Source organism: Shewanella sp. Isolate11 (assembly GCF_022398315.1).
Taxonomy (GTDB): domain Bacteria; phylum Pseudomonadota; class Gammaproteobacteria; order Enterobacterales; family Shewanellaceae; genus Shewanella.
The window spans coordinates 191,904-217,105 of record NZ_JAKEVF010000001.1 but is presented as its reverse complement, the minus strand read 5'-3'; the positions used below and the strand labels follow the sequence as shown (position 1 = coordinate 217,105).

Genomic DNA, 25,202 nt, shown 5'->3' with positions numbered 1-25,202 from the left:
AGATGAAGCTAACTTTTCGCAGTTGTCATTTTACAGCTATACAAAGAGGGTTTATGATTCAAATCTCTACATATAAAAGGATCTTAGCTATGTTGCGCGCCCTTACATTTGTGTTGCTGACCCTCTTGGCAACGGGTCTTTCCCCCTCTTACGCCGAAACTTCTACTGCAGACTCTGTGACAACACCGCCAATAGCGGAACTCAGACAGATTCAAGCAACGATTAGTGCCGATGTAGAAAAACTGCCTGGTAGCAGTGGTGAAATGAAGCAGTTTATTGAGTACCGAGTCAAAGAGCATGCAACTCAGTTTCACAATAAAATCAAACTATTAATGACAGACAAAGACAGCGACAAAACCGACTTAGTACCATTAATACAAGAACACTTAACTTTTATTAATCAGGTCGGAAAATATTTTGCCAACGATATTGAATTATTTAAGTCTCAACTTGGCAAAAATAATGACACCCATGTGATGTTCAATTTAGCCACCAGAGAGAGTGAGCGTGACGACTTTTTAAAGGCTAAATTGGAAACCCTAAACTGGCTTGAAAGCTTAAATCAAGATGTTAGCGAACAGAAAACGCAGCTTACGACTCAGTTATTACAGCGCTCAGATATTCTTAACAGCCTAGTGCAATTTACCCAAGCTAAGCTCAAGACTGCCGTCGAAGATGCTGCCACAGCAGGCGCAGATGTCAGTAGCGAACAAACGACCTTGGTGACTAGACTTAAAGAGCGCCTATCTTTAACCAGTGGTAGCCTATCGGTCGCAATCAACTTACTAGATCAACTAGACAAAGACACCTCTAACCTTAAACAGACCCTTTTTAGTATTTCTGGGGATATTACTCAGGATGTACTTAATATCGATGTTGCTGGCGATCTTGTCAGCCAGTGGTGGAATACGGCCAAAAACCAAGCCATGGATAATGGTCCAGGAATCGTCTTTAAAGTATTTATTTTCTTGCTAATTTTATTCCTTGCCAGCCTAGCGGGCAAAGCAACTCAACGCGTGGTAAGAAAAGCGGTTAATACCTCTAAATTTAAATTTAGCCAGTTATTACAAGACTTCTTTGTGTCTTTGTCTGGCAAGGTGGTATTTGCCATAGGTTTGATGATTGCCCTTTCTCAACTTGGCTTTGAATTAGGCCCACTACTGGCCGGTTTCGGTGTCGCGGGTGTGATTATCGGTTTCGCCTTGCAAGATACCTTGTCGAACTTCGCATCAGGAATGATGATCTTAATCTACCGTCCTTATGACGTCGGCGACCTGATCAATGCCGCCGGAGTGACGGGTAAAGTCAGCCAAATGAGCTTAGTATCAACCACCATTAAGACCTTAGATAACCAACGTCTTATCATCCCCAACAACAAAATTTGGGGTGATACCATTAATAACATTACCGCCGAGCATGTTCGCCGCGTTGATATGACTTTTGGGATTGGTTATGGCGATGATATTCCTAAGACTGAGAAAGTGCTGACCGAAATTGTCAGCAGTCATGAGAAAGTCATGAAAACCCCAGAGCCGACGGTCAAGTTGCATCTGCTCAACGAGTCTTCTGTGGACTTTATTGTGCGCCCTTGGGTGAAACCCGAAGATTACTGGGAAGTGTATTGGGATATAACCCGTGCAGTGAAGATGCGTTTCGATCAAGAAAACATCACTATTCCTTTCCCACAGCGCGATCTACATATCTATCAGACCCAAGCGGATTAGGGTTAAACCACAAGGGGCGTTATCGCCCCTTGTCACTTTTAGTTATTACTCATTATAAAATCAGTAACGCTTGGCACTTCTCACACAAACTGCCACCATACTGCATTATTTATCGCCCTTTTCTGGAGCCTAAAATGAGCCCTAAAGCCTTGACGCTTTCACCTTTTATCGCCGGCTTTTGGCGTCTCGCAAGTTGGCAACAAACTGCCCAACAAACCTTAGGCTTGATTGAACATTATCTCGAGTTAGGGGTCACTAGCATGGATCACGCCGATATCTATGGTGAATATCAATGTGAAACGTTGTTCGGTAAGGCATTAAACTTGGCTCCTTCGCTGCGAGAGCAGATGCAAATCGTCACTAAATGTGGCATCAAACCCGCATTTGCCTCGACACCCGCACGCTATGTAAACCATTATGATGCTAGTTATGAGCACATCATTCACAGCGCTGAAAACTCACTTAAAGCATTGAATATCGATTGTATCGATCTGCTACTTATCCATCGCCCGGATCCTTTGATGAATGCCGATGAAGTCGCCCGCGCCTTCGAGCAGTTGTATCAAACCGGTAAGGTGAAGCATTTTGGGGTATCAAACTTCAGTCCCAGCCAGTTCGAGCTATTACAATCTCGTCTGGATCAGCCTCTGGTGACCAATCAACTCGAAATATCTCCTATGCAGTTAGCTAGCCTTAATGATGGCAGCCTAGATCAGTGTCAGCAATATCGCTGCTCACCTATGGCCTGGTCTTGTCTAGGTGGCGGTGACATTTTTAGCGGCAATTCAGACAAACTAGTCCGCCTGCGCCATACGTTAAATGAAATTGCTACGCAGCACGGCATCAAGGATATCAGCCAAGTTATCTACGCTTGGGTGCGAGCCTTGCCCTGTCAGCCCAAACCCATTATCGGCAGTGGCCAGTTAGATAGGATCAGCGCCGCGGTTGCATCGCAACAACTCCAATTAGACCGGCAGCAATGGTTTAGTATTCTACAGGCTGCCAATGGCCACAGTGTTGCCTAATGCATTAAATGAGCAACAGGCATCACCCACAAAAAAGCCAGCATAATTGCTGGCTGTTTTATCGCTGCTTCATCGCTGTTTTATCGACAGAGACTAGTCGTGAAATTTAACGCTGCCAGTTAAATGAGGTCGACGCCCCTTGATATCTCTTAGCTCAAATGCCAAACCCGACTCTTGGGCGGCATCAATACCGAAACTTACTTGCGCTGGCATTAATAACGGCAGTTTAAAGGCCACTTCCACAGTACAAGGTTTGTCGCCAATATTAGGCATCAACTCGGCAATACTGCGTGCTTTTGACCACATTCCATGGGCCAACACTCGATCGAAACCAAAACGCTTAGACAACACGGGATGCAAGTGGATCAGGTTATAATCACCCGAAGCCTTTGCATAACGTCGGCCTAAATCTTCACTAAGTTCCCAAATTGCAGGCTCGTTCCATTCCATGGTACTGGCTTTAGGTGGACGAACACGACGACCAGCACTTTCGATACGATAAAGGTAAGTCGATAGCGATTCCCACACTAACTCATCACCCACAAATGCCTTTGAGACCAATTCAAACTCTAAGCCCGAATCTGTGGTCTGACTGCTGGTTAATTCACATTCAATATTAAAGCTGTCATTCACTGTGACCTGACGATATTGGCTGATGCTGTTCTTTAGATGAATCATCCCAAGCAGCGGAAAAGTGACCGCCTGATGGGTAAAGATGGTAGCGTGCAGGCGAAACGCCAACACATAAAGATAGGTGATAGGTAACACCTTGCCATTGAAATCAAAACCACACACATTGGCATATTGCTGCACATTTTCACCGCTAACACTCACGTTAGGACAAGACACACGAATATGCGGCAATGGTTGTTGATCCCACCCGGGTTTACGACCAAAAAAAATCTTGCGGTAAAGCGATAACAGAGACGGCATCGCCTTCAATTCAACACAAATTTCTTTATTCACGCTAACTAAACCCTTCAATATTTAACGAATCTAAAAAATGGCAAGCGTCCAAGTATACCTCAAAAATCGCTTTTGATACCGAAATCTTACCCTGGCAGATGCGAACCCAACCTCCCTGTGGCAAAATAGCCCATCGAATTTATCTCCGATCCACTGTCATTAGAGCAACATCAGTGCAAGACAAAAACTTTGATCAACTGGCAGGCAAGTTTGCCAAAAACATTTACGGCACCCCTAAGGGTGAAGTGCGCGCCGTCGTGATTTGGCGCGACCTGAGCCAAGTTTTAACTCAATTTGGCGACAGCAAACTACGGATTTTAGATGCTGGCGGTGGCTTTGGTTTTTTCAGCCAAAAGCTAGCTAAGTTGGGGCATAGTGTGACCTTGTGCGATATCTCAAGCGAGATGTTAGCACTGGCAAAACACCAAATTGAAACTTATCAAAACGAACATCAAACCCAACTGGATATTGAGCTACTTCATGCGCCGATCCAGGCTCTGAATCCAACAGAACATGGCCAATACGATATCGTGTTATGTCATGCGGTCGCTGAGTGGCTCACAGATGCTAAAACCACATTGGCGCAGCTAACGCAACTCGTCAAGCCCAATGGGCTGTTTTCTTTAATGTTCTATAACAAAGAAGCGATGCGTTTTCACAGTTTGATCTCGGGAAACTTCGATTATGTGGCCGCCGATTTCAAGGTAAAAAAGAAAGTCGGTCTGACCCCAACTCATCCATTGTATATCGATGAAGTTAGACACTGGCTGAATGAATGGCAGATGGTCTTAGTGAGTCAGTCCGGCGTCAGGGTGATCCATGATTACCTTAAAACCCACCAGCCACCAAACTCAGACTTTCAGCAGTTGATCGCGATGGAACTGCAGTATTCTCAGCATCCAGCCTATATTGGACTCGGGCGATATGTGCATTTTATCTGCCGTTGGTGTGACAGTTAAATATAGAATTGTACTAGTGCAGCCCTCAAAAGTGGCTTAATCAACACACTTTTGCTGCCAACAATTTTGAATGCTGGCTTGGTAGAGGGATTTCATTTTAATCGGGATCCCTTTATCGCCAACCACATGTCCGGCGCCAACCACGATAAATAAGGGCTCGTCAGAGTCTTGCTTAGTCATTAACTTAGCAATCTTATGGCTCATATCGATATTACGTTGCCAGAGTATTTTATCGAGCATCTCAATATCATCACCGTGCTGTAATTGTCCTACCATCAACTGATCGATAGCGACTTCGTCACCACTGCGCCATGCGTTGATTAGCGCCATCATCTCCTCGTCGGAGACTTCAATCGCCTCTAACACCATGTCCCATTGATCTTCACCGCCGAAAGAAGAGAGTAATTGAAATTGAAACTCGGCGTTCTCTAACTCAATTATCGGCCTTGAACGGTTTTTGCCAATCAACACCTGATCGACTCCCCAATGTGGCTGATAACCCAGCAGTCCAAAACGCATCACGCTTAATTGGGTTGCTTGTAGCCAAGGTGAATAACCTGCTAAGGCGTTACAGACGGTAATGTTATTTTGGCAATAGCCTTCCAAGCGTTTGGCCGTGAGCTGATCTTGGGCTTCAGTCTTAGCAATAGGTGTTTTGCCATAGCGGTTGATCAATTTGCCTACATCTGCATTTTCAATATCCGCTTCAATGACCAAGGCCGAGGCATTATCGAAGGCGGTTTCAATTTGTGGTGCCATGGGATAAAAATCTTCGCTGCCCACATGAATTGAGCCCAATAGGTAGGCACTCTTCCCTTGATAACTTATCTTATAAAATGGCGGTTTATCACTTACTGCAGCCATCACCTTGGTGATCGCAAACAGGCTCAGTAAGCCAATCAATACCAGTAAACTGAAATGCCGACTTGTTGCCATCAGCCTAGCCCCTTATAATTTGCCTAAATTTTTATGATCGAGCCAGTTATGCCACATTCGCAACTGACGCAACAATTGAAAGAAACCCTGCAACTTGCTTATCGCCAGGCTATCGATGCCGACAATAAGCTCGACGAACTCAAGAAGGCAGGTCACGGTAAGTTTAGTACTATCTTCACACAAGAAGAGGGTTTCGATGCCCGTAGCAATCGTTTTAGTCCTTATGTACAAGAACTTGCCCAAGAGATGACTCAACTTCCCAGCGAAGGTGAAGCCCTAGCGCCAGCACTAGAAAAGTTAGTGCGTAAGCTTGGCGTATTGCTGCAAACCTTGCAAACCTTCAAGTCACAGACCAAATAATGATTTTGGTCTGAAGACGCCATAATGCTGTCATCTATTGGTCATAAAATCGCTGCCATTGTTCAGCGTAATGAACCAAGATGACAAACTTTGATATTAACCTAGGGTTCAACAGGATAATAGAACAAGTAGCCATTACGGTCTGATCCAACTTAATTTTTAATATTGCCACAATGCAACTCGAGGCATAAAAAACAGGCTAAAACCGCCGTTAACGCTTTTAGCCTGCTTCAACATCTGAGTGACGGGTAACCTCTCGGCTACCCGGCCTATAAAATAACTTAAAGTTGTGGTGCGATTTTCTTCTTCACCCACTCATCTAACATCTTGGCTTCATAACGTAACGGCTGATTACTGGTCACACCGGTTGTTTGTAAAAAGCCCATATCTTTTAGCTTTTCATCGCCAACCATGATCACTTTTTCATCTTCAAGTACCTGATAACTAAAGGTCAAACGCGGTGGATACAGATCGGTGATCAGACGAATATCATGACTTGCGGTTGCACCAAAAGTAGGTCTGACGTCACCGGCTAAATCCACATCGGTGACTTGCATTTTCAGTGTCTGATTAGCCTTAAACACTTTGCTAACCGACTTGTTAAGCTGCTTAGTGATTACATCGAAGACGCGCTGCTCATAACGGGACTGAATCTCGCTAACGGCTTTAATATCTCGATATTTATCTACACCTTGCCAAGTAATGTTAACCATCCCCTCTTGGGTGACTGGATCGGGGGTAACTTCTTCAGCACAAACATTCAAAGACAGCAACACTGCCGCCATCATCAGCACTTTAAGCTTCATATTCGCCTCCGGAATTTGGCTAACAAATTCAGCCATTAGCATGCTAGGGTACAAAAACTAACCTGAATATCGGCTAAATGCAAAACGATAAAAAATGCCGAAATAATCAGTCAAACAGTGTTCCCCCTCTCGCATCATCGCTTCTGCCACTGAATAATATGCAACTAAGGGGGTAAGTCATCAAAAACTATCGCAAAAATCTAAATCAAATCGCGATGATGAGCGACAAAATTAGCGATAAAGTTAATCCATAACTATCAGTATCACTTTGTATCGGTTAGCGATTAATCTAAAGTATAGTGCTATCAAATGGCGCTATATAAGATCACTATGAAAAAGTATCTCCCGCTCGTTTTTACCCTGTTACTGTTTGTCGCCGCAGGGCTTGCACTATTTAGCATTAATCAACAGCAAGCTAGTGATCAGCCAGAAACTTGGTCAGCCTTCGTCTATGCCAATGGCTACGCTTCTGGCGCATATAAGAAAACCGATGATTTTAACGATTACCCCAGCTGCAAAGCGTTCGCCGAGCAGCAAGCTCATGAGCTGGGCGATGTAGTTTGGGAGTGTGGCCTAAGCTGCTGGTTTGATTCCAGCCGCCAGGGCTTCCAATGTGAGACCATGCAAAATAATTAACCCGATGCTGCACTAAAATGCTGAATCTACTATATATTTCATTTTTAAAACGGAAAACGCTGGAATAGCTTCGGGTAAGTCGCCTTTAGCTGTTTCTTCTTATTAGAGAATTGTTTACCTTGTGGCGTAGCTCGACCGGATGGCACAAATGGCAACTCCTCATTGGTTCGCAGTTCAAATATCTGCCCAGCGATCAGATCATATTCATCGACAAAGGGATATGCATAACCATCTTTCTCAGGCCATTGCGGCAACAAGCCCAAAACATCGGGTTCGGCTAACACCTTCTCGAACCATTCCTGACCTAAAGAGATCAAGAAACAACGAAACTCGGCAAATTCATACTCGCTATCACAACCAGTGACAATATATGCCGCCCCCCACAATGACCATTGATAACATAGGCGCATCTTTTGCGAAAACAACTTATCGAAGGCGGCAAGCTCATCATTGGTCAAGGCATCCAGCTTAGACTTCAAATTCTCGGCCAAACTGTGCTGATCTTGTTCCAATGAGCTGCGTGTGACCAATTGCCAAAATTGCTCTTCAGTTAGTGCTTGTATTTGAGTCGGCTTCTCGTGTTGGCTAGGTGTCGATGCTTGTGTCATTGCAGAAAAATCTATTGAGCTAAAATGATGGCTTATATTAACGCAATTCACGCCTAAGGTAATTAACTGACTGGAATATGCACTGGGGAGCTGAAACACTATGGCAAAACGACTCGGTAAACCATTGGACTATTAGAGTGGTTTTTTCTACACTCGCTGACAATTTTTACGACATGTTTGGCACGTATACCGAAACATGCCAGCCAACTAAAACGTCAATTTAAGAAATGAACCAATTTGCATTATGACTCGACCTCAACCAGCACTATTACTGCTTATCTGTTTGTACTTTATTATCGCCATACTGGCTGTATTGCGTACATTAGAGACTCATAACCTCGACCTATTTACTGCAGGGGTTATTCCTGTTTTGATAGGGATTCTCTGGCGTACCCCATGGGCTAATTTGGTGCTTAAAATCTACATCGCCATCCAAACCTTGGGTTTTGTCGCGCTGGGAGCCACTGGCATTATCGCTTATCAAATCACCCCAGAAGACGTCAAAGTGGTACTGTTTGGGCGCAATATTCCTATGTCTGTTATCAGCATCGTCGTTATTGTGTTCATGCTGTTTCAGTGGTGGGTGGCATTTCGACCATCAACTAAGCACTATCTCAGTTCATCTGAAGTTAAACAGGCTTAATCCCTTCAAGATTAGCCTTAGTTAACCTGCTATAGAAACCGAATCAGAGCTTCTTAAACCCAATTGACCGCTAGCCTAGCTAGGGCGCGGTTTTCAGCTTTAGTGCACAAAAACGAAACTATTTACGCTAAAAATTTAACATTTTTGTAAAAATTGGCTAAATCCAGCGTTTATCGGCATAAAACCACTTTCATTATCGAAATGCTTGTGGCATGTTTAGTTCAGCAATTGCAAGTATCTAATGTAATTGGTAATACCTAATCTACGGAAAGAAGAGACTATCCAAATGAATAAAACTGAACTTGTTGCAAAAATGGCGGAAAGCGCTGAACTCACTAAAGCTGAAGCTGCTCGCGCATTAAAATCTTTTGAAGAAACAGTAGCGGAAGCGATGAAGAACGGCGAGAAAATCTCTATTGTAGGTTTTGGTTCTTTTGAAACAACAAGCCGTGCCGCTCGTACTGGCCGTAACCCACAAACAGGTAAAGAGATCCAAATCCCTGCTGCGACAGTACCTAAGTTTAAAGCTGGTAAAACGCTTAAAGACAGCGTTAACTAAGCATTACTCTTAAGCTATTGAAAAACCTCCTATATGGAGGTTTTTTTATGCACCAAATTTGTGCGCCACTGCCTCATTTATAATCAATAGCGTCATCCACTTGCGAGCAAAACTTGTTAAGTGTTTGAAAGAAATAAGTTAAATAATTGGCACGCTCTTCGCTACAAGATTAAGGCAACCTAACAATACTTAAAACAATAACGCTAGGCTGCTCCCATATACCAACAAAAGGAATGAGTATGAAACAAGCACTTCGGAACCTTAGCATCCTAGTGGGAACTATGATGATTGCATTGCCAGCAAGCGCTAGTGTAACCGGCAATGTGGGCGCAACCTCGAACTACTTATGGCGCGGAGTGACCCAAACGGGTGACGCTACCGCAATTCAAGGTGGTATCGATTACGAACATGATAGTGGTTTTTACTTAGGCACATGGGCATCTAATGTCGACTTTGGCGATGATACATCATACGAACTCGATGTTTATGGTGGCTACTCAGGTAGCATCGGTGAAGATTTCGGCTACGACGTTAGCTACCTTTACTACGCCTATCCTGATAGTGACGGCGAAATAGACTTTGGTGAAGTCAGTGTTGGTGTCAGTTGGAAATGGTTGAGCCTTAGCTACTCTACCATACTCAATGCCGGTGATGACGTTGCTAGCTCGCCATTAGATAATGAAGATATGAGCTATATCAATGCAGGCGTAAGCTTCCCATTGTCAGACAGTTTATCAATCTCGGCGCATTATGGTTACTCTACTGGTGATGTGGTTACCTCGTGGTTTGGTGAAGATAATTACGCTGACTATTCAGTATCACTCGATAAAGAAACTGAGTACGGTAGCTTCTCATTTATGGTGAGCGATACCGATTTAGAAGACGACGATCCTAAAGTGATTATTGGCTATAGCTATAGTTTCGATATGTGATCTTTGTCTAAATGAGTTGCCACTAAATTAGAGTGGCAACCCATTTTAAACCTAATATATTCAACAAATTAAAATCTATTTTTATCTAAAATCCGCTTTAAAAAGTTAACGTCAATTATGTTAACTCAGTCTCAAAATCTTTTTTAACTCCCTGCTATTTTTCTTATTAGCGATGACTAATGTGAAACTAATTCCTTGAGCTAATAGTTAAAGCATTATCACGTATCATCACTTTAGCCTTGTCGCATCCAGGGTGATCAAAGCAGAAGTGATCAGCTGCACCATTAAGGTGCTTTCGATTGATGATTTTGAGTTATTAAGGAGTCCACTATGGCTCAATTACTTGATGTTATTCCTAACGATGCCGAAATCGAAGCCATCACCATGCCTAAAAATCCCAAGGCAGCTTGTGAGTTGCAACATCGACGCGAAGTGAAAAAACGCTTAGAGGAGATACTCGAACAGGCAGCCTTGAAACGTGCCATGGGCGGCGATTTTTATTAATCATTGCTACACCATTCGGGGCGAATCATATCGCCCCATCAGTTCTGCAATCATCAATATTGCGCAATAATTATCGCCCGATAACCCGCCGCGATTAATCACAATTTAGCCCAATAAAAAATAGTGCTAAGCTTAACTAACACATTGATTTTTCCTGATGCAAGCGGCAAATATGAGGCTAAAATGAATCGCTCAATCAACAGTGTACTGCTGTTTTTCGTCTGCACTCTGAGTATCAGCGCCTGCCAACCTGAAGTAACTAATCAAGCTTTAGGCACACTGGAACGAGATCGCGTATTGCTGCGGGCTACTGCGGGTGAATTAATCACCCAACTTCCCAAGAAAGAGGGTAGCCATGTGGAACAAGGCGAACTGCTGCTACAACTCGATAACCGTAAACAAAGCAGTAGAGTCGCCATTGCAAAGGCCGATCTGGCTCAAGCTCAAGCCTACTTACTGCGTTTGACCAATGGTGAAAGACCCGAGGACATCGCCAGCGCCCAAGCCAATGTGCAGCGCTCAACGGCAGCCATGGTGCAAGCAGAGAAAGCCTACCAACGTATTAACAGTCTAAAAAAACAAAACCTTGTTAGTCAGTCGGACCTCGATGATGCAATCGCCAATCGCGACCGCACCATTGCAGAGCATAATGCCGCCAACGAGTCTCTAGCTAAACTGATCGTCGGCGTACGGCAAGAAGATATAACTCAAGCCCAAGCATCCCTCGATGCCGCCAAGGCAAAATTAGCACTCGAACAACAAACCCTAGACGACTTAAGCATCATAGCGACTCGCAGCGGTCGGCTCGACAGCCTGCCATTTAACTTGGGAGAGCGTGTTCCCACCAATGCCGTGGTAGTCGTAATTCAGGCCGATAACGCCCCTTATGCTCGGGTCTATATCCCTGAACCCTACGTAGCAAAACTGGCCATAGGTCAACAACTTAAAGTCTATGTCGATGGTGTCGATAAGGCTTTTGTTGGCCAGCTAAGATGGTTAAGCAAAGAGCCTGCATTTACCCCATATTACGCCCTCAATCAGCAAGACAGGTCACGCCTAGTGTATTTAGCCGAGTTCGACCTCGAGAAAGGCGCGGCACAGTTAGCCACAGGCCTCCCCGCCCAAGTGGAGTTGCCCCAGTGACCGCGCCAGAATTGGTTGTCGATGTGCGTGGCATCAGTAAGGTCTTCGATCACCTTACCGCGGTGGCCAACCTCGACTTGCAGATTACTAAGGGGGAAATTTACGGCTTTCTCGGCCCTAATGGCTGCGGTAAATCCACCACTATACGTATGCTTACCGGCTTAATGTTACCCACTCAAGGGACGATTCAGGTTCTCGGACTCTCTATCCCACGTCAGGCGGAAATCCTGCGCAGCCGTATCGGCTATATGACGCAAAAATTCTCCCTCTATGAAGATTTAACCGTAACCGAGAACCTTAAATTTATCGCCGATATTTATGGTTTAAGCGCCAATACCAGCAAGCAAAAGCTCAGTGAACTCTTGTCAACTTATCATCTACAATCTCAAGAAAATCAATTAGCTGGCACATTAAGTGGCGGCCAAAAACAACGACTCGCCTTAGCCTGCGCCTGTGTTAACTCACCCGAGCTGCTGTTTCTCGACGAACCCACTTCGGCGGTAGACCCTCAGAATCGGCGGGACTTTTGGGAACAATTATTCGATCTATCAGAGCAAGGCACCAGCATCTTAGTCACCACTCACTACATGGATGAAGCCGAGCGTTGTCACAAACTGGCAATCATGGAACAAGGCCATATTCGGGCCGATGGGAAGCCTAAGGCACTATTACAACAGATGGGCGTTAATGTGGTTGAGGTCACGGCTAGCAATCTAAGAAACCTAAAAGCACAGCTTATTCAATTGCCGCAAGTGCGGTCAGCGGCGCAATTAGGCGAGCGGCTAAGGGTATTAATCGATAATCAAATCGACCAACCCATTACTTGGCTTAAACAAACGCCTATCGACTTTAGCCAGGCTCAGCTACATCAAGTACCAGCCAGTATCGAAGATCTGTTTGTCACCGTCACAGGGAAAAATCGCCAACGCTTGGAGGCTACAGATGTCACTGGTGGCTAGCCTTAAACGCATCAAGTCGATCACCCTCAAAGAGCTAAGACAGCTAAAGCGCGACCGTATCACCTTTGGCATGGTGGTTATGATCCCGCTGATCCAGTTATTGCTATTTGGTTACGCCATCAATACCGATGTACGTAATGTGCCCATAGTGGTTGTCGATCAGAGCAACTCCGCTGCCGGGCGCTGGATAGTCGAGGCGATAAAAGTGACCCAAGTGGTATCGATTAAGCAGCATTATGCCAGTACCAAAGAGGCACAGGCGGCCATTACACGAGGCGAAGTCCGTGCAGCCTTAGTGTTGCCGCCCAATCTCACCGAAAAATTAGCCCATGGCGAAACCTTAGGCCAATGGATTGTCGATGGCTCAGATACCATGGTCGCCGCTGCCATTAGCCAATTAAGATCTATGCCGCTGGATCAGATAACAGGCCAAGAGCCCAGCCACTCACCCACCTTCGAAGTGGCGCTGTTTTATAATCCTGAGCAGCGTTCAGCAGTCAATATTGTGCCGGGATTGATTGCAGTCATTCTCACCATGACCATGATCCTATTTACCTCGGCAGCCATCGTTCGTGAGCGGGAGAAAGGCAATCTAGAACTGTTGATCACGACCCCCATCAAACCTCTAGAGCTGATGTTAGGCAAAATTGTGCCTTATATCTTGGTGGGACTCATTCAGATGACCATTATCTTAAGCTTAGGGCATTACATTTTCGATGTGCCCATCAACGGTGCTATTGCCCAATTACTTATGGGAACACTGTTGTTTATTGCCGCCAGTCTCACCTTAGGCTTGATCATCTCCACCATTGCGAAGTCTCAACTTCAGGCAATGCAGATGACCATTTTTATCATTCTTCCTACCATCTTATTGTCGGGTTTTATGTTTCCCTTCGAGGCCATGCCCAAACCCGCTCAATGGATTGCCGAACTGCTACCAGCCACTCACTTTATGCGGATTATCCGCGCCATCGTCTTACGAGGTGGTGAGCTGGCCGATATGCGCTTCGATGCACTATGGCTAGTTGGCTTTACCTTATTGGGCATTTTTGTTGCTTCAAAACGATTCACTAAGCGTTTGGATTAGTGGCATATACCAACAAAAAAAGCGCCTACAGGCGCTTTTTCTCCGACAACTTTTTAGCTAATCCATTAGGCTTTAGCTTCTTGCTGACGCTTCTTAATAAAGTAATCACGAGTCAAACCAAATACCACAGGGCTTAGTAAAGCCAGCGCAGTAAGGTTCGGGATTGCCATCATGGCGTTTAGGGTATCGGCCAGTAACCAGATAAAGTCTAATGAACTCACCGCCCCTAATGGCACCACTAAGATCCAGATAAAACGGAACGGTTTTACCGCGCGAACACCAAACAGATACTGCACACATTTTTCACTATAAACACTCCAGCCTAAGATGGTGGTAAATGCGAATACCGACAGTGCGATAGCCACAATATAGTTACCCAGAGGTAGAGCCTGAGAGAAAGCAAAAGAGGTTAATGCCGCACCATTTTCACCGGAAGTCCAAGCACCAGAGACCACAATCGCCAAACCTGTAATTGAACAAACAATTAAAGTATCGATAAAGGTACCCAACATCGCCACTAGGCCTTGAGCAACTGGATTATTGGTTTGCGCCGCCGCATGAGCAATTGGAGCACTACCTAAACCGGCTTCGTTAGAGAACACACCACGGGCTACACCAAAACGAATCGCCGCCCATACCGCTGCACCAGCAAAACCGCCTTGCGCGGCAACTGGATTAAAGGCACTGTGAACAATCAATTCGATAGCTGCCGGAATTTCACTCGCGTTCACCACCAACACAGCTAAACCTGCTGTGATATAAAATACCGTCATTAATGGCACCAGCTTACCAGCAACATCGGCAATACGCTTGATACCACCCACTAATACCGCACCCACTAACAGCATTAAGATCACGCCAGTGACCCAAGTCGGTACTCCAAAGTTGCTGCTCAATGCATCGGCAACTGAGTTTGCCTGCACCGTATTGCCAATACCGAAGCCCGCAAACGATCCAAACAAAGCAAAGGCAGTACCTAACCAAGCCCATTTGCTGCCAAGACCATTTTTGATGTAATACATAGGACCACCAATATGGTTGCCGTTATCATCAACTTCACGATATTTAACCGCTAACACAGCTTCAGAAAACTTAGTCGCCATACCCACTAATGCGGTACACCACATCCAAAACAGGGCGCCAGGGCCACCAATGAAAATAGCCGTGGCAACCCCGGCAATATTACCTGTACCTATGGTGGCTGACAGAGATGTCATTAATGCATTGAAAGGGCTAATCTCCCCTTTCATATTTTTATCTTTATCGGGAATACGGCCAGACCATAGCAACTTAAAGCCTGTACCTAGTTTTAAGATGGGCATCAGTTTCAAACCGAAGGACAGAAATAGCCCTACCCCCAAGATCATCACCAGCATGGGAGTACCCCACACAAAACCGTTGATCATACTGACAAACTCAGTAATTCCTTCCATTAAAACCTCGTCATTTTTATCGTTATTCAGGTGATCTTTGCCACACTTATTGCTTGCTCCTCAGAGTACAACGAAACCGACTACAAATGAAGGTTAGATGTTAATGAATTGCAACATAAATGCTATGACTTAGCTGCCATGAATGCACGTCAACAAATGCTAACAATATCGGGGCTTGAATATTGTTCGCAGATAAAACAAGATTTGATGAACAAACAGTCATCTCCCAATAAAGCTAATAACAATAATGGTGTTGCGATGAACAAAAATGACAAACTTGCCTCTCAGTTGGGCATGAATAAACCCATCACTCGACGCGATTTTATCAATGGCACATTAGCCACCAGCGCTGTGATGTTATGTGGTTTATCGGCACCCTCTTTTGCAGAAAAAGCGGATTCCACTCCAAGCCGTCCACAATGGAACCCATGGACAGGTTATGGCGGTGTGGGGGATTACAGCGAAGCCAATGGCAACACCTATAATGTTGTCTCTTCCGCCCACCGTATTCGAGACAATACCTGGTCACAACTACCCAGTAGTGACGATGTCGAGCATTTTGATTTGGTCATTGTCGGTGGCGGACCGGCAGGTATGTTGGCAGCCTACGAATTTCAAAAACTGACTCAAGGAAGGAAGCGCTGCTTGTTACTAGATAATCATGCCATATTCGGCGGTGCCTCTAAGCAAAATGATTTTATGGTCGATGGTGTGCGTTTAACGGGCCCTCAGGCCGCTAACGATTTTGCGGTTCCCGCACCAGGTTCAGGCACCCAAATGGATAAACTATTCACTGAGCTTGAACTGCCGCGCCAATATGATTTTGTACAGCCTAGCGAACCCTTTCAGCACATTCGTTTATCGACCGATAATTACACCAATATGGATGGTATAGGTGAGAATCTAGTAGATGTGGGCTATTACTTCAGCAAAACTGAAGGCGCGCCTCGCCCCTATTTCAGCAATAACATTTGGGCCGATAAACTCAAAAAGACTCCCTTTAGCGCAACCGCAAAACGTGACTTGTTAGCTTGGCGACAAAACCAAGGCGGCAATGAAGGCTTAACAGACTTTGCCCTAGATAACATGAGCTACAGTCATTTTCTCAGTCAAATCAAAGGCTATGACAAAACCGTACTCGACATGGCTCGCCCTTTAGTCGGCCTACTTACCGGACTGTCACCAGAAAATGCCTCTGCCAAAGAGGCTAGCCACTTTGTGATGAACCTGAAACGCTCAATTCCCTCCTTTCCTGGTGGTAACAGCGCCTTTACCCGTGCCTTAGCACGCAAAATCAACCCTCACGCCATTAGTGGCGATAACAGCTTTAGTAATATGCTATTCGGCTCTGTCAATTTCGCAGCCTTGGACAGCCCTGAACAAGCTACTCGTATGCGCTTATCTGCAACGGCAGTTAAAGTTGAGCACCAACACCAAGATCATCAAAGTGATAAGGTGGAAATAACCTACGAACAAGCTGGCACTCTACACAAGTTAACTGCGGGACAAGTGATCATGGCCAGCGGTGGCTGGGTCAATCGTCATATTCTGACCGATATGCCCAAAGTGACAGCAAATGCCTATGAAGAGTTTATTCACGCACCAGCACTGGTGATCAACGTCGCCCTCAGCAACTGGAAGTTCCTCGCCAAACTCGGCGTTGGCGCTGTACGTTGGTTCGATGATGAGCATCAATTAGGTTTCTGCGGCAATCTGCGTGCACCGATGCAAGTCGATGGCCATACGCCGCCAATGGATCCCAATAAACCTGCGATTTTTACTCTATATATGGGGCTTTACGACACCGCTGAAACCGATGCTAAACGACAAACAATGGCGGGTCGTATTCGTATGTTCAGCACTCAATATGCCGACTACGAACTAATGCTTCGCCGCCAGATGACCCGCATGTTTAGCAAATATGGTTTCGATGCAAAACGCGATATCGCCGGGATTGTACTGAATCGTTGGGGGCATGCTCGCCTAGCCCGGCCAGCCGGTTTTATGATGCGTAGCGATGGTTCTCAAAATCCGCTGGAGATCGTCAAACAAGGATATGGCCGCATCATCATTGCTCACTCAGAGCTCAATGGTGCCCAAAATGCTAATGGCGCGTTCCAACATGGTGCCCGCGCAGCCAAACTCGCCGCCGAGCGAATATAGCGAAAACCTTGTTGAGAATGAGCGCTAATAGCAATCGAAAAAATGAGTGGAGGTATGAGTATTAAAAGAGGGTCACAATTGGCAGACCCCTTTGCTTAGACTAAATCAACCTGAGCTCTGCCTAACCATAGCTCGCTATGGTGTACGACAGAGCGCCTTGATATGCCCAAAAATCTGCGCATTCAGTCAGGAAATAGACTTTCTTTTTCGAACTAATCCTTTATAGCATTGAATTAGCTTGTTAAATTTAGACTTTCCGACACTCGTTTTCCCGAGTTCAGGTTAATCAGAATATAATTAGATTCTGCACTCTTGATCCAGATACTCCCAAGTATCGGCGCCATCCAAATACTTGATGGTCAACTGTGCAATCAACTCTCGGGGAAACATATTGTAGTTCACCGCGAATCGGTCTCCATTATCCAACCCCTGTTCCAAGGCCAGCTTTTTATAGCGTTCGCTACAGGTGTAATGAGTCACGCAGCCACAATGCTTACAACGTTTAACACTGAGAAATTTATCCCCTTGCTCGTAACTGTCGAGGCCCAACTCGCCAACCGTTACGCTAACTTCACTCTCAGAAAAATAACCCCACACGCCGGCATAACGCTGACAGATAGAACAATTGCAACGAGTTGCCGTTTCCGTTAGCCGATTGATACTGAGCTTTACGTTGCCGCAGTGGCATTGTCCTTGATACATAACGGTCCTTTTAAACCTGTTTGCATACAAGTTAACAAGTTTGTTATCGCTCCGCGAGCCTTTGAGCTTAGTGAAACACGCTATTAAATCCTTTCATTGCTGCGTCTGGGTAACCAAATACTGATCACCACAGTCAGTCCCAATAGTGCCGCTGAGATCCACAGACAGGCAATAAGCCCGTAAACTTGATAAACCCAGCCAGATAAGATGGTTCCTAGCAGCCGTCCTAATGCGTTAGCCATGTAATAGAAACCAACATCGAGGGAAACGCCATCATCACTGGCATAACTGACTATCAAATAACTGTGTAGCGAGGAGTTAACCGCAAAAACGACACCAAACAACAATAAACCGATTAACAGTGTCGCCTCGGCACTGGCCGCGCCAGTTGTTGAGTCACCGTTAAAGTATTGCATCATCAGTGCTATCACGGCAGGAATAAGAGTCAGTAATCCGGCCCAAAACAACGCCGAGCGGCCATCGGGCACCTTACCGGCTTTCTTACCGGTGAGCGATGGCGCAATACTCTGCACCGCACCATAACCTATGACCCACAGTGCGAGAAAGCCGCCCACCGCAGTGTGATCCCAGCCAAATTGACTCGCTAGATATACCGGCAATGCCACCACAAACCAAACATCACGAGCCGAAAATAGACACATTCGCGCGGCAGATAGAATATTGATGGCTCGGCTTTTTGAGAACATTTCGCTAAATTTAGGCTTGTTCTTGGCCTTACCTAAATCCTGTTTCAGCTTGATAATACTCAGCAGCCAAACCAAGCATAACAGCCCTGCCATCAAGGCAATCGCGCCTTGAAAACCAAGCAATGCCAACAGCGCACCACCGAGGAAGAAGCCCGCTCCTTTCAGTGCATTTTTCGAGCCTGTCAGCATAGCGATATATTTATAAAGCCGGCCTTCTTCGCCCTTAGCTACCAGCATTTTTACACTGCTTTTGGCACTCATCTTATTGAGATCTTTAGCGATGCCAGACACGGCCTGCGCCGCCATAACCCAAGCCACAGTCAGCCAAGCGCTGGGAAAGAGTAACATTCCCAAGGCCACAACTTGCAGCCCCAGACCGATATTCATGGTGCGATTGAGCCCTAATCGCGCCCCAAGATAACCGCCGACTAAGTTGGTTACCACGCCAAAAAACTCATAGAAGATAAACAGCATGGCAATCGACAGTGGCGAATACCCCAACTGATGAAAATGCAGCACCACCAGCATGCGCAGCGCACCATCGGTCAAGGTAAATGCCCAATAGTTACCCGTCACTATCAGGTATTGTTTTATCTCGGCAGGCAGCGCACGCAAGCTAGCGAACATCCACAATTCCTCTTAATTCAGACTAGGCTTTATCCATACGGCCAACCATACGTGCCAATTCGGCGGTACGGTTTGCATAACCCCATTCATTGTCATACCAGACATATAGCTTGAGCTGGGTTTCATTGATCACCATGGTCGACAGCGCATCTATAATACTTGAGCGCGGATCTGTCTTATAATCTACCGATACCAATGGACGCTCTTCGTAACCTAGAATATCTTTAAGCTCACCCTCTGCCGCCAGCTTAAACAACCCATTAACTTCAGCCTCGGTGACCGGACGTTGCATCTCAAATACACAATCGGTGATCGAAGCATTGGCCAAAGGTACGCGTACCGCATGACCATTTAATTTGCCTTTTAGCTCAGGGAAAATATGGGTGATCGCCGTTGCCGACCCTGTCGTTGTTGGGATCAAAGATTGACCGCAGGCACGAGCACGGCGCAGATCTTTATGGGGGGCGTCTAAAATCGTTTGCGTATTGGTAATATCATGAATGGTAGTCATCGAGCCATGCTTGATACCAATTTGCTCATGTAGCACTTTAACCACAGGCGCCAGACAATTGGTGGTACAAGAGGCTGCGGTCACTATCGGATGCTTGTCTTTATCGTAGAGCTGATGATTCACACCCATCACGATATTCAATACGCCTTCTTCTTTCACTGGAGCGGTGACGACAACACGCTTAACACCTTGATCTAAATAGGCTTGCAGCAGAGTTTTCGACTTCATCACCCCAGATGCCTCAATCACCAGATCGCAGCCCGACCAGTCGGTATCGCCGATATTGCTGTTGCGACTAGTATTGATGCGCTGATCACCAATAACAATTTGAGACGCTTCGGCCACGGCCTGATGCTGCCATTTTCCATGCACAGAATCGAAGCTCAATAGGTGCGCTAAAGTGGTCGCGTCCCCCGCAGGATCGTTAATATGTACAAACTCTACATCGTCCCATGCCCACGCGGCTCTTAACGCGAGTCTCCCCATGCGGCCAAAGCCATTAATACCAATTTTAATCGTCATGTCGTTTTCCTGAAATTACCACTTAAATAAAAACTTAATCACTCACTTAGATGACTTACTCAGTTTGGCTGGTCTCACCGACCGCTGCCGGATATTTCCCTCTACCGTATTTAACAGCAGGACTTAGCTCTTGCAGGACGTTGTCCCATCCGTTGCAAACGCGCTATCGCAGGCTCAACTAGCGCACTATTACCGGCAAAGGTTTGCTCGATAATATTTGCCGACCATTGTGGCAACGCTGGATTGATACGATAAAATACCCATTGTCCCTGACGTCTGTCGCTCAATAGCTCTGCTTTTCGAAGCTGCGCCAGATGGCGTGACACCTTAGGTTGGCTTTCATCGAGTGCGTGCATCAGTTCACAGACGCACAACTCCCCTTGGGAGTGAATCAACAATAGACTCAATAAACGGGTTTCTTCGGAAAGCGCTTTAAACAGAGAAGTCGCCATTTGGCCTCCACAGCATTTGATATATGAAAAATCATATATATGGATTTTCATATATTCAAGTTAAACTTTTATGGCATGATTTTTCGAGTCAAAATATCCTGAAAACAAGCATAAAAAAACGAGCAACCTGTGCTCGTTTTCATCATTAATGGCAGCAGCCATGTTTTTTAGTTACCCGCGATTTTCATCTCGTCGAGTAAGATACCGCCGGTACGTACCGATGAGCGCAGGTCTCTATCTTTACTCACGGCTATAATATTACGGTACATATCTTTAAGGTTTCCGGCGATGGTGATCTCTTCGACGGGATATTGGATCTCACCGTTTTCAACGTAAAAACCAGCCGCACCACGTGAATAATCACCGGTGACACCATTAACGCCTTGTCCCATAACTTCGGTAACAATCAGTCCTGTGCCCATCTGTTTCACTAGCTCGTCGAAGGTTTGACCACTATGAGACAGAGTCCAGTTATAAATACCACCAGCATGGCCTGTATTGGTCAATCCCAGCTTACGCGCCGAATAACTGGTTAACAGATAAGTCGATAAAACCCCACTGTCGATAATATCGCGATCGATTGTCGCTACCCCTTCGCTGTCATACCAAGCACTGGCAAAGGCACCTTTCAGATGAGGCTGTTCGGCGATGCTGAACCACTCAGGGAAAATCTGGGTATCGATAGCATCTTGTAAGAAGCTGGATTGGCGGTACAAACTGCTACCGCTAATCGCACTCACCAGATGGCCAATCAAGCCAGTTGCCACATCGGGAGCAAACAAAATAGGTAACTTAGTCGTGGCAATTTTACGCGCGCCGAGTCGATCTACGGTTTTTTGTGCCGCTTTGTTGCCCACGGTTTCAGGTGTCCACAGGTCGCAAAATTTACGTGCCACTGTGTAATCATAATCACGTTGCATATGGCCATCTTGCTCACCAATCACGACACAGCTCAAGCTGTAACGAGAACTGACATAACCATTTAAGAACCCGTGACTATTACCATAAACCTTTGCTCCAGTATGAGCATTGGCGCTGGCACCGTCGGAGTTTTTAATGCGGCTATCGTAACTCAATGCGGCTTCTTCGGCGCGGGCGGCAAGCTGTTCTAGCTCTGCCGGAGGGGTATCTTGTGGATAATACAGCTCAAGATCGTCAATGTGCTTAGCCATTAGCTCGGCATCAGCCAGGCCATTGAAAGGATCTTCTGAAGTGAATTTAGCGATATCATCCGCCGCTTTCACCGCTCGACGAATCGCCTCTGGACTTAAATCTGAAGTGGATGAACTGCCTTTGCAACCGTCTCTAAACAAGGTGATGCCTAAGGCACCATCTTTATTAAACTCAACGGTTTCAACCTCTTTTAATCGAGTCGATACCGATAACCCTTGCTGTTTACTAATGGCAACTTCAGCACCTGATGTGCCTAAGGTTGCGGCATATTCTAATGCCATAGAAACGGCGTCTTTTAGTGAATCCAGTTCAGTGTCGATGCTAGGTGAAGGCACAAATCTACTCTTTAATTATCTCGGATTTCTGTAGCATAACAAACCCGACTTGGTTTCACATTAAATAACTTCTCCACTAAATAACTGCTTCTCTCAATAGGCGATATAGCAAGGAAATGTTATTATTAACAAAGTTATTATCAGAGTCTGTTTATCTTTCAAAGTGAGATGACTCCTTCGGCCAACGTATTGGGTATCAACCATGATATCCAGACACAAGTTCAGCCTATTGGCACTCTAAAAAGCAGACACAGATACAGAATAGAAAGGGTCAACGGACCCGCGAGATAGTTGATTATGAAAATTGTTGGTGATTCAGAACATTTTAAACAGCCCTTCGACCACGACGATGAGTACGTCAGTCGCGCCGAAGCTAAGCGTGAAATCGCTGTTTATCAAGACCTTGGCATTAAACTGGTGGCATTAAGCAAAAGCCAGTTAGACAAACTTGAACTCGACGAATCTCTGTATGACAACATACTTAAAGCCAAAACGATTCGTATCAATACCGAAGCCTATCGTCGTCACTTACAGTACATAGGTAAGTTGATGCGTCATATCGATATTGAAGAATTACAAGCAGCATTGAAAAATGTACTCAATCAAAACCGCAACGAAAGCTCAAAGCAAAATGTGGCTGAAAAGACCAAAGATCTGTTACTCAGTGGCGGTGATGATGCAATTCAAGCACTGATTGAGCAATATCCAGCGCTGGAAAGACAGAAGCTAAGACAACTTGTACGTCAGGCTAATAAAGAGCTGACTAAGAAGCCGGAAGCCACCTCAAAGTCGGCCACCGAACTGGTGAAATATATCAAAGCCGAAATAACAGAATAATTTCCAAATATCATTACCCTTCACGCCCTCGCCTCGCCATGAAGCGGGGCTTGCACCAATTTGGACATTGATTGCTGAAGAAAATACGCGCATTGGCCTAAACCGTTATAACGCCTTGAAATAAAAAATGTTAATAACTGGCCTAGGCCTTGCTTTACAGAAAGATTCGTTACACAACTTAAGAGTATGACATGCTACCTTTGCATACCTCACTTCGAGGCTTACGTTGTTTTTGTGTCGCCGCTGAATGTTTAAGTTTTAAAGAAACGGCTAAAAAGCTGTTTCTTACTCCTTCTGCTGTTAGTCATCAAATCAAACAGCTAGAAGAGAACCTACAGCAAACGCTGTTTATCCGTCAGACTCGCTCTATCTCGCTCACTGAAACGGGCGCGCGCTTCTACGAGCAGATAGAACCGCTCATGCAGCAGTTAACCACCACAGTGAATGAATTTAGTCATATCGATCAGATGCTGGAAGTGAGCATCTCTATGCCTGAGTTTTTTGCCAGCGAATTGTTTGTACCGCAATTGGTGGGTTGGTCGACACAATACCCCAATATCAACCTTAAGCTAGAAACCGTAAAAACTCGCTCCGAGCAGCAAACCCATACCGATCTTTCTATCGTGCTATCAGGTAACAGACCCCAAACCGATCATAACTTCGATCTGTTTCCGCTGACCTATGTGCCAGCCTGTAATAAAGCCCTCTATAAGCAGATTGCTGCCAAAGGATATGCAGCCCTTACCGATACTCCATTAATCCTGCATCAGGCACGTCCACACGCCTGGCATCAATGGGCTGACAACATAGGTTTCGATGATTTTGAGCCGAAACAGATCATCCAGCTCGACAGTATGTTTAGTGTGGCAAGAGCCGCCGAACAGGGCATAGGCGTCGCTTTGGTTCCCCTGCCAATCAGTCAAGCTTGGTTTGACAGTGGAAATTTGATCCAACTTTTCCCACCCGCACTGACCAGCCATGACCGCTATTTTTTGATCCATCATGGTAAAGAACAACCTAAAAAAGAAGTTAAGTTGTTGATTGATTGGGTTGTGAAACGCTTTACTTACTCAAACGATATCTAGCAATAACATCAGTTTAATTAGGCTGTAACCCTATGAGTGAAAAAAATTAACCCATCGAAGCAGTTTTTCTCGTTTGTCATTCGCCTGCGATCTCTCTAAATTTAGCCCTGTAGCGAGGGGCTACTACTCACAAAGGGATAGACGAAATGAAAACATTAGAATTAATTGCCGCAGGTATTCTACTTACCATTTCTAGCACTGCTTTTGCTGATTTCGAAAAAAGTCAGTACAAAATGGTAGTCATTGAAGATACTCCTGGCGTTGAAGCACTGCAATCTGGCGATGTGGCTCATGGCGTACAAATGACCCAGTCAGCCGAGGCAGATGAATTAGATACTTACACTCGTAACCTAAACCTATGCGTAGGTTACACTAAGTTAGCTCAGTTTAATGAAGCAGAGAAAGCCTGCAGCGCAGCAGTAGACGGCGCACTCCACACCTCACTCGCAGCAAGCAAAGAGATTCGCGCTTATGCCTTCAACAACCGCGGTGTGATGAAACTGATGAAAAACGATAACTTAGGTGCACTAGCTGACTTTAAACGTGCAGTAGAAGCCAAAGAAAACAGCATCTACAAGCACAACCTGACTCGCTTAGAAACAGCACTAAACAGTATCCAAACTGCAGGTCTATAATTTGCAACACGCTCTAAGGTTTCACCTCAAAGCGTCGCTGACAAATAGATTTACCGAGTTACACCGTCAAGGGATTCAAACCCGCCTGAATCGGCAACAGACACGTGACTCGCAGGGATCAGAATCAAAATAATAGGCATTTAAGTTAACTTAAATGCCTATTTTTATATCCA

Annotated in this window: 26 protein-coding genes; 16 read left to right on the top strand and 10 right to left on the bottom strand. The window is 45.4% G+C overall.

Annotated features, from left to right (window positions below; genetic code table 11):
- Positions 1 to 89 precede the first annotated feature (89 nt).
- Together L1D21_RS00990 and L1D21_RS00985 are read left to right on the top strand one after the other, a co-directional pair.
- Positions 90 to 1,724, top strand: a complete 1,635-nt coding sequence (locus L1D21_RS00990) for a mechanosensitive ion channel family protein (RefSeq protein ID WP_239843364.1) — start codon at positions 90 to 92, stop codon at positions 1,722 to 1,724.
- 134 nt (positions 1,725 to 1,858) lie between these two features.
- On the top strand, positions 1,859 to 2,749 hold the full coding sequence (locus L1D21_RS00985) for an aldo/keto reductase (RefSeq protein WP_239843363.1): 891 nt from the start codon (positions 1,859 to 1,861) through the stop codon (positions 2,747 to 2,749).
- 93 nt (positions 2,750 to 2,842) lie between these two features.
- Here the strand turns inward: L1D21_RS00985 and L1D21_RS00980 are convergent, their stop codons facing one another.
- The gene (locus L1D21_RS00980) at positions 2,843 to 3,682 is read right to left on the bottom strand and encodes a MaoC/PaaZ C-terminal domain-containing protein (protein WP_239844156.1); all 840 of its coding nucleotides are present in this window, start codon (positions 3,680 to 3,682) and stop codon (positions 2,843 to 2,845) included.
- A 206-nt stretch (positions 3,683 to 3,888) separates the two neighbouring features.
- Here L1D21_RS00980 and L1D21_RS00975 point away from each other — a divergent pair, with 206 nt between their 5' ends.
- A complete protein-coding gene (locus L1D21_RS00975) occupies positions 3,889 to 4,674 on the top strand; it encodes a methyltransferase domain-containing protein (RefSeq protein ID WP_239843362.1) in 786 nt (261 codons plus the stop codon).
- A gap of 36 nt (positions 4,675 to 4,710) precedes the next feature.
- On the opposite strand, the gene L1D21_RS00970 is transcribed toward L1D21_RS00975, so the two are convergent.
- On the bottom strand, positions 4,711 to 5,610 hold the full coding sequence (locus tag L1D21_RS00970) for a TraB/GumN family protein (RefSeq protein WP_239843361.1): 900 nt from the start codon (positions 5,608 to 5,610) through the stop codon (positions 4,711 to 4,713).
- 48 nt (positions 5,611 to 5,658) lie between these two features.
- Between L1D21_RS00970 and L1D21_RS00965 the strand changes: the two genes are divergently transcribed.
- Positions 5,659 to 5,970: a prephenate dehydrogenase gene (locus L1D21_RS00965; RefSeq protein ID WP_239843360.1), complete on the top strand. Its 312-nt coding sequence runs from the start codon at positions 5,659 to 5,661 to the stop codon at positions 5,968 to 5,970.
- A gap of 281 nt (positions 5,971 to 6,251) precedes the next feature.
- Here the strand turns inward: L1D21_RS00965 and L1D21_RS00960 are convergent, their stop codons facing one another.
- The gene (locus tag L1D21_RS00960) at positions 6,252 to 6,776 is read right to left on the bottom strand and encodes a DUF3016 domain-containing protein (protein WP_239843359.1); all 525 of its coding nucleotides are present in this window, start codon (positions 6,774 to 6,776) and stop codon (positions 6,252 to 6,254) included.
- Positions 6,777 to 7,106: 330 nt separating this feature from the next.
- Here L1D21_RS00960 and L1D21_RS00955 point away from each other — a divergent pair, with 330 nt between their 5' ends.
- A complete protein-coding gene (locus L1D21_RS00955) occupies positions 7,107 to 7,412 on the top strand; it encodes a hypothetical protein (protein WP_239843357.1) in 306 nt (101 codons plus the stop codon).
- A gap of 44 nt (positions 7,413 to 7,456) precedes the next feature.
- Here L1D21_RS00955 and L1D21_RS00950 read toward each other — a convergent pair whose 3' ends face one another.
- The gene (locus tag L1D21_RS00950; protein WP_239843356.1) at positions 7,457 to 8,020 is read right to left on the bottom strand and encodes a DUF4240 domain-containing protein; all 564 of its coding nucleotides are present in this window, start codon (positions 8,018 to 8,020) and stop codon (positions 7,457 to 7,459) included.
- Between the two features lie 244 nt (positions 8,021 to 8,264).
- Between L1D21_RS00950 and L1D21_RS00945 the strand changes: the two genes are divergently transcribed.
- From L1D21_RS00945 to L1D21_RS00915, 7 genes are all read left to right on the top strand, one after another.
- Positions 8,265 to 8,663, top strand: a complete 399-nt coding sequence (locus L1D21_RS00945; RefSeq protein ID WP_239843355.1) for a hypothetical protein — start codon at positions 8,265 to 8,267, stop codon at positions 8,661 to 8,663.
- Between the two features lie 286 nt (positions 8,664 to 8,949).
- Entirely contained in the window at positions 8,950 to 9,222 is a 273-nt protein-coding gene (locus tag L1D21_RS00940; protein WP_239843354.1) for an HU family DNA-binding protein, read from the top strand.
- A 239-nt stretch (positions 9,223 to 9,461) separates the two neighbouring features.
- Positions 9,462 to 10,154: a TorF family putative porin gene (locus tag L1D21_RS00935; RefSeq protein ID WP_239843353.1), complete on the top strand. Its 693-nt coding sequence runs from the start codon at positions 9,462 to 9,464 to the stop codon at positions 10,152 to 10,154.
- 330 nt (positions 10,155 to 10,484) lie between these two features.
- Positions 10,485 to 10,658 (top strand): hypothetical protein, encoded by a 174-nt coding sequence (locus tag L1D21_RS00930; RefSeq protein ID WP_239843352.1) that lies wholly within the window; start codon positions 10,485 to 10,487, stop codon positions 10,656 to 10,658.
- A 183-nt stretch (positions 10,659 to 10,841) separates the two neighbouring features.
- Complete coding sequence (locus L1D21_RS00925) at positions 10,842 to 11,801, top strand: HlyD family efflux transporter periplasmic adaptor subunit (protein WP_239843351.1); 960 nt, start codon at positions 10,842 to 10,844, stop codon at positions 11,799 to 11,801.
- A complete protein-coding gene (locus tag L1D21_RS00920) occupies positions 11,798 to 12,760 on the top strand; it encodes an ABC transporter ATP-binding protein (protein ID WP_239843350.1) in 963 nt (320 codons plus the stop codon). The genes L1D21_RS00925 and L1D21_RS00920 overlap by 4 nt, the downstream gene beginning before the upstream one ends.
- Positions 12,744 to 13,847, top strand: coding sequence for an ABC transporter permease (locus L1D21_RS00915; protein ID WP_239843349.1), 1,104 nt, complete (start codon positions 12,744 to 12,746; stop codon positions 13,845 to 13,847). Before L1D21_RS00920 ends, L1D21_RS00915 begins: the two co-directional genes overlap by 17 nt.
- Positions 13,848 to 13,912: 65 nt before the next feature.
- On the opposite strand, the gene L1D21_RS00910 is transcribed toward L1D21_RS00915, so the two are convergent.
- Positions 13,913 to 15,280: a sodium:alanine symporter family protein gene (locus L1D21_RS00910; protein WP_239843348.1), complete on the bottom strand. Its 1,368-nt coding sequence runs from the start codon at positions 15,278 to 15,280 to the stop codon at positions 13,913 to 13,915.
- A gap of 138 nt (positions 15,281 to 15,418) precedes the next feature.
- Between L1D21_RS00910 and L1D21_RS00905 the strand changes: the two genes are divergently transcribed.
- Positions 15,419 to 17,443 (top strand): FAD/NAD(P)-binding protein, encoded by a 2,025-nt coding sequence (locus L1D21_RS00905; protein ID WP_239843347.1) that lies wholly within the window; start codon positions 15,419 to 15,421, stop codon positions 17,441 to 17,443.
- Positions 17,444 to 17,740: 297 nt separating this feature from the next.
- Here L1D21_RS00905 and L1D21_RS00900 read toward each other — a convergent pair whose 3' ends face one another.
- The 5 genes from L1D21_RS00900 to pmbA form a co-directional block, all read right to left on the bottom strand.
- Positions 17,741 to 18,145 carry an aldehyde-activating protein gene (locus L1D21_RS00900; RefSeq protein WP_239843346.1) on the bottom strand — a complete coding sequence of 135 codons (405 nt, stop codon included), beginning with the start codon at positions 18,143 to 18,145 and terminating at the stop codon, positions 17,741 to 17,743.
- A gap of 83 nt (positions 18,146 to 18,228) precedes the next feature.
- A complete protein-coding gene (arsJ, locus tag L1D21_RS00895) occupies positions 18,229 to 19,479 on the bottom strand; it encodes an organoarsenical effux MFS transporter ArsJ (protein ID WP_239843345.1) in 1,251 nt (416 codons plus the stop codon).
- Positions 19,480 to 19,501: 22 nt separating this feature from the next.
- A complete protein-coding gene (locus tag L1D21_RS00890; protein ID WP_239843344.1) occupies positions 19,502 to 20,512 on the bottom strand; it encodes an ArsJ-associated glyceraldehyde-3-phosphate dehydrogenase in 1,011 nt (336 codons plus the stop codon).
- A 110-nt stretch (positions 20,513 to 20,622) separates the two neighbouring features.
- Positions 20,623 to 20,964, bottom strand: a complete 342-nt coding sequence (locus tag L1D21_RS00885) for a metalloregulator ArsR/SmtB family transcription factor (protein WP_239843343.1) — start codon at positions 20,962 to 20,964, stop codon at positions 20,623 to 20,625.
- 167 nt (positions 20,965 to 21,131) lie between these two features.
- A complete protein-coding gene (gene pmbA, locus L1D21_RS00880) occupies positions 21,132 to 22,472 on the bottom strand; it encodes a metalloprotease PmbA (protein ID WP_345773498.1) in 1,341 nt (446 codons plus the stop codon).
- 297 nt (positions 22,473 to 22,769) lie between these two features.
- Between pmbA and yjgA the strand changes: the two genes are divergently transcribed.
- The 3 genes from yjgA to L1D21_RS00865 all read left to right on the top strand — a co-directional run bounded on the left by yjgA (position 22,770) and on the right by L1D21_RS00865 (position 25,029).
- Positions 22,770 to 23,309 (top strand): ribosome biogenesis factor YjgA, encoded by a 540-nt coding sequence (gene yjgA, locus L1D21_RS00875; RefSeq protein WP_239843341.1) that lies wholly within the window; start codon positions 22,770 to 22,772, stop codon positions 23,307 to 23,309.
- A gap of 191 nt (positions 23,310 to 23,500) precedes the next feature.
- On the top strand, positions 23,501 to 24,394 hold the full coding sequence (locus tag L1D21_RS00870) for a LysR family transcriptional regulator (protein ID WP_239843340.1): 894 nt from the start codon (positions 23,501 to 23,503) through the stop codon (positions 24,392 to 24,394).
- A gap of 146 nt (positions 24,395 to 24,540) precedes the next feature.
- On the top strand, positions 24,541 to 25,029 hold the full coding sequence (locus L1D21_RS00865; protein ID WP_239843339.1) for a hypothetical protein: 489 nt from the start codon (positions 24,541 to 24,543) through the stop codon (positions 25,027 to 25,029).
- Positions 25,030 to 25,202: the final 173 nt, after the last annotated feature.

What these genes read in the sequence shown, in the direction of transcription:
- L1D21_RS00990 (WP_239843364.1), top strand. Translation starts at nt 90, where the DNA reads ATGTTGCGCGCCCTTACATTTGTGTTGCTGACCCTCTTGGCAACGGGT.
- L1D21_RS00985 (WP_239843363.1), top strand. Translation starts at nt 1,859, where the DNA reads ATGAGCCCTAAAGCCTTGACGCTTTCACCTTTTATCGCCGGCTTTTGG.
- L1D21_RS00980 (WP_239844156.1), bottom strand. Translation starts at nt 3,682, where the DNA reads ATGCCGTCTCTGTTATCGCTTTACCGCAAGATTTTTTTTGGTCGTAAA.
- L1D21_RS00970 (WP_239843361.1), bottom strand. Translation starts at nt 5,610, where the DNA reads ATGGCAACAAGTCGGCATTTCAGTTTACTGGTATTGATTGGCTTACTG.
- L1D21_RS00965 (WP_239843360.1), top strand. Translation starts at nt 5,659, where the DNA reads ATGCCACATTCGCAACTGACGCAACAATTGAAAGAAACCCTGCAACTT.
- L1D21_RS00960 (WP_239843359.1), bottom strand. Translation starts at nt 6,776, where the DNA reads ATGAAGCTTAAAGTGCTGATGATGGCGGCAGTGTTGCTGTCTTTGAAT.
- L1D21_RS00955 (WP_239843357.1), top strand. Translation starts at nt 7,107, where the DNA reads ATGAAAAAGTATCTCCCGCTCGTTTTTACCCTGTTACTGTTTGTCGCC.
- L1D21_RS00950 (WP_239843356.1), bottom strand. Translation starts at nt 8,020, where the DNA reads ATGACACAAGCATCGACACCTAGCCAACACGAGAAGCCGACTCAAATA.
- L1D21_RS00945 (WP_239843355.1), top strand. Translation starts at nt 8,265, where the DNA reads ATGACTCGACCTCAACCAGCACTATTACTGCTTATCTGTTTGTACTTT.
- L1D21_RS00940 (WP_239843354.1), top strand. Translation starts at nt 8,950, where the DNA reads ATGAATAAAACTGAACTTGTTGCAAAAATGGCGGAAAGCGCTGAACTC.
- L1D21_RS00935 (WP_239843353.1), top strand. Translation starts at nt 9,462, where the DNA reads ATGAAACAAGCACTTCGGAACCTTAGCATCCTAGTGGGAACTATGATG.
- L1D21_RS00930 (WP_239843352.1), top strand. Translation starts at nt 10,485, where the DNA reads ATGGCTCAATTACTTGATGTTATTCCTAACGATGCCGAAATCGAAGCC.
- L1D21_RS00925 (WP_239843351.1), top strand. Translation starts at nt 10,842, where the DNA reads ATGAATCGCTCAATCAACAGTGTACTGCTGTTTTTCGTCTGCACTCTG.
- L1D21_RS00915 (WP_239843349.1), top strand. Translation starts at nt 12,744, where the DNA reads ATGTCACTGGTGGCTAGCCTTAAACGCATCAAGTCGATCACCCTCAAA.
- L1D21_RS00910 (WP_239843348.1), bottom strand. Translation starts at nt 15,280, where the DNA reads ATGGAAGGAATTACTGAGTTTGTCAGTATGATCAACGGTTTTGTGTGG.
- L1D21_RS00905 (WP_239843347.1), top strand. Translation starts at nt 15,419, where the DNA reads ATGAATGCACGTCAACAAATGCTAACAATATCGGGGCTTGAATATTGT.
- L1D21_RS00900 (WP_239843346.1), bottom strand. Translation starts at nt 18,145, where the DNA reads ATGTATCAAGGACAATGCCACTGCGGCAACGTAAAGCTCAGTATCAAT.
- arsJ (WP_239843345.1), bottom strand. Translation starts at nt 19,479, where the DNA reads ATGTTCGCTAGCTTGCGTGCGCTGCCTGCCGAGATAAAACAATACCTG.
- L1D21_RS00890 (WP_239843344.1), bottom strand. Translation starts at nt 20,512, where the DNA reads ATGACGATTAAAATTGGTATTAATGGCTTTGGCCGCATGGGGAGACTC.
- L1D21_RS00885 (WP_239843343.1), bottom strand. Translation starts at nt 20,964, where the DNA reads ATGGCGACTTCTCTGTTTAAAGCGCTTTCCGAAGAAACCCGTTTATTG.
- yjgA (WP_239843341.1), top strand. Translation starts at nt 22,770, where the DNA reads ATGAAAATTGTTGGTGATTCAGAACATTTTAAACAGCCCTTCGACCAC.
- L1D21_RS00870 (WP_239843340.1), top strand. Translation starts at nt 23,501, where the DNA reads ATGCTACCTTTGCATACCTCACTTCGAGGCTTACGTTGTTTTTGTGTC.
- L1D21_RS00865 (WP_239843339.1), top strand. Translation starts at nt 24,541, where the DNA reads ATGAAAACATTAGAATTAATTGCCGCAGGTATTCTACTTACCATTTCT.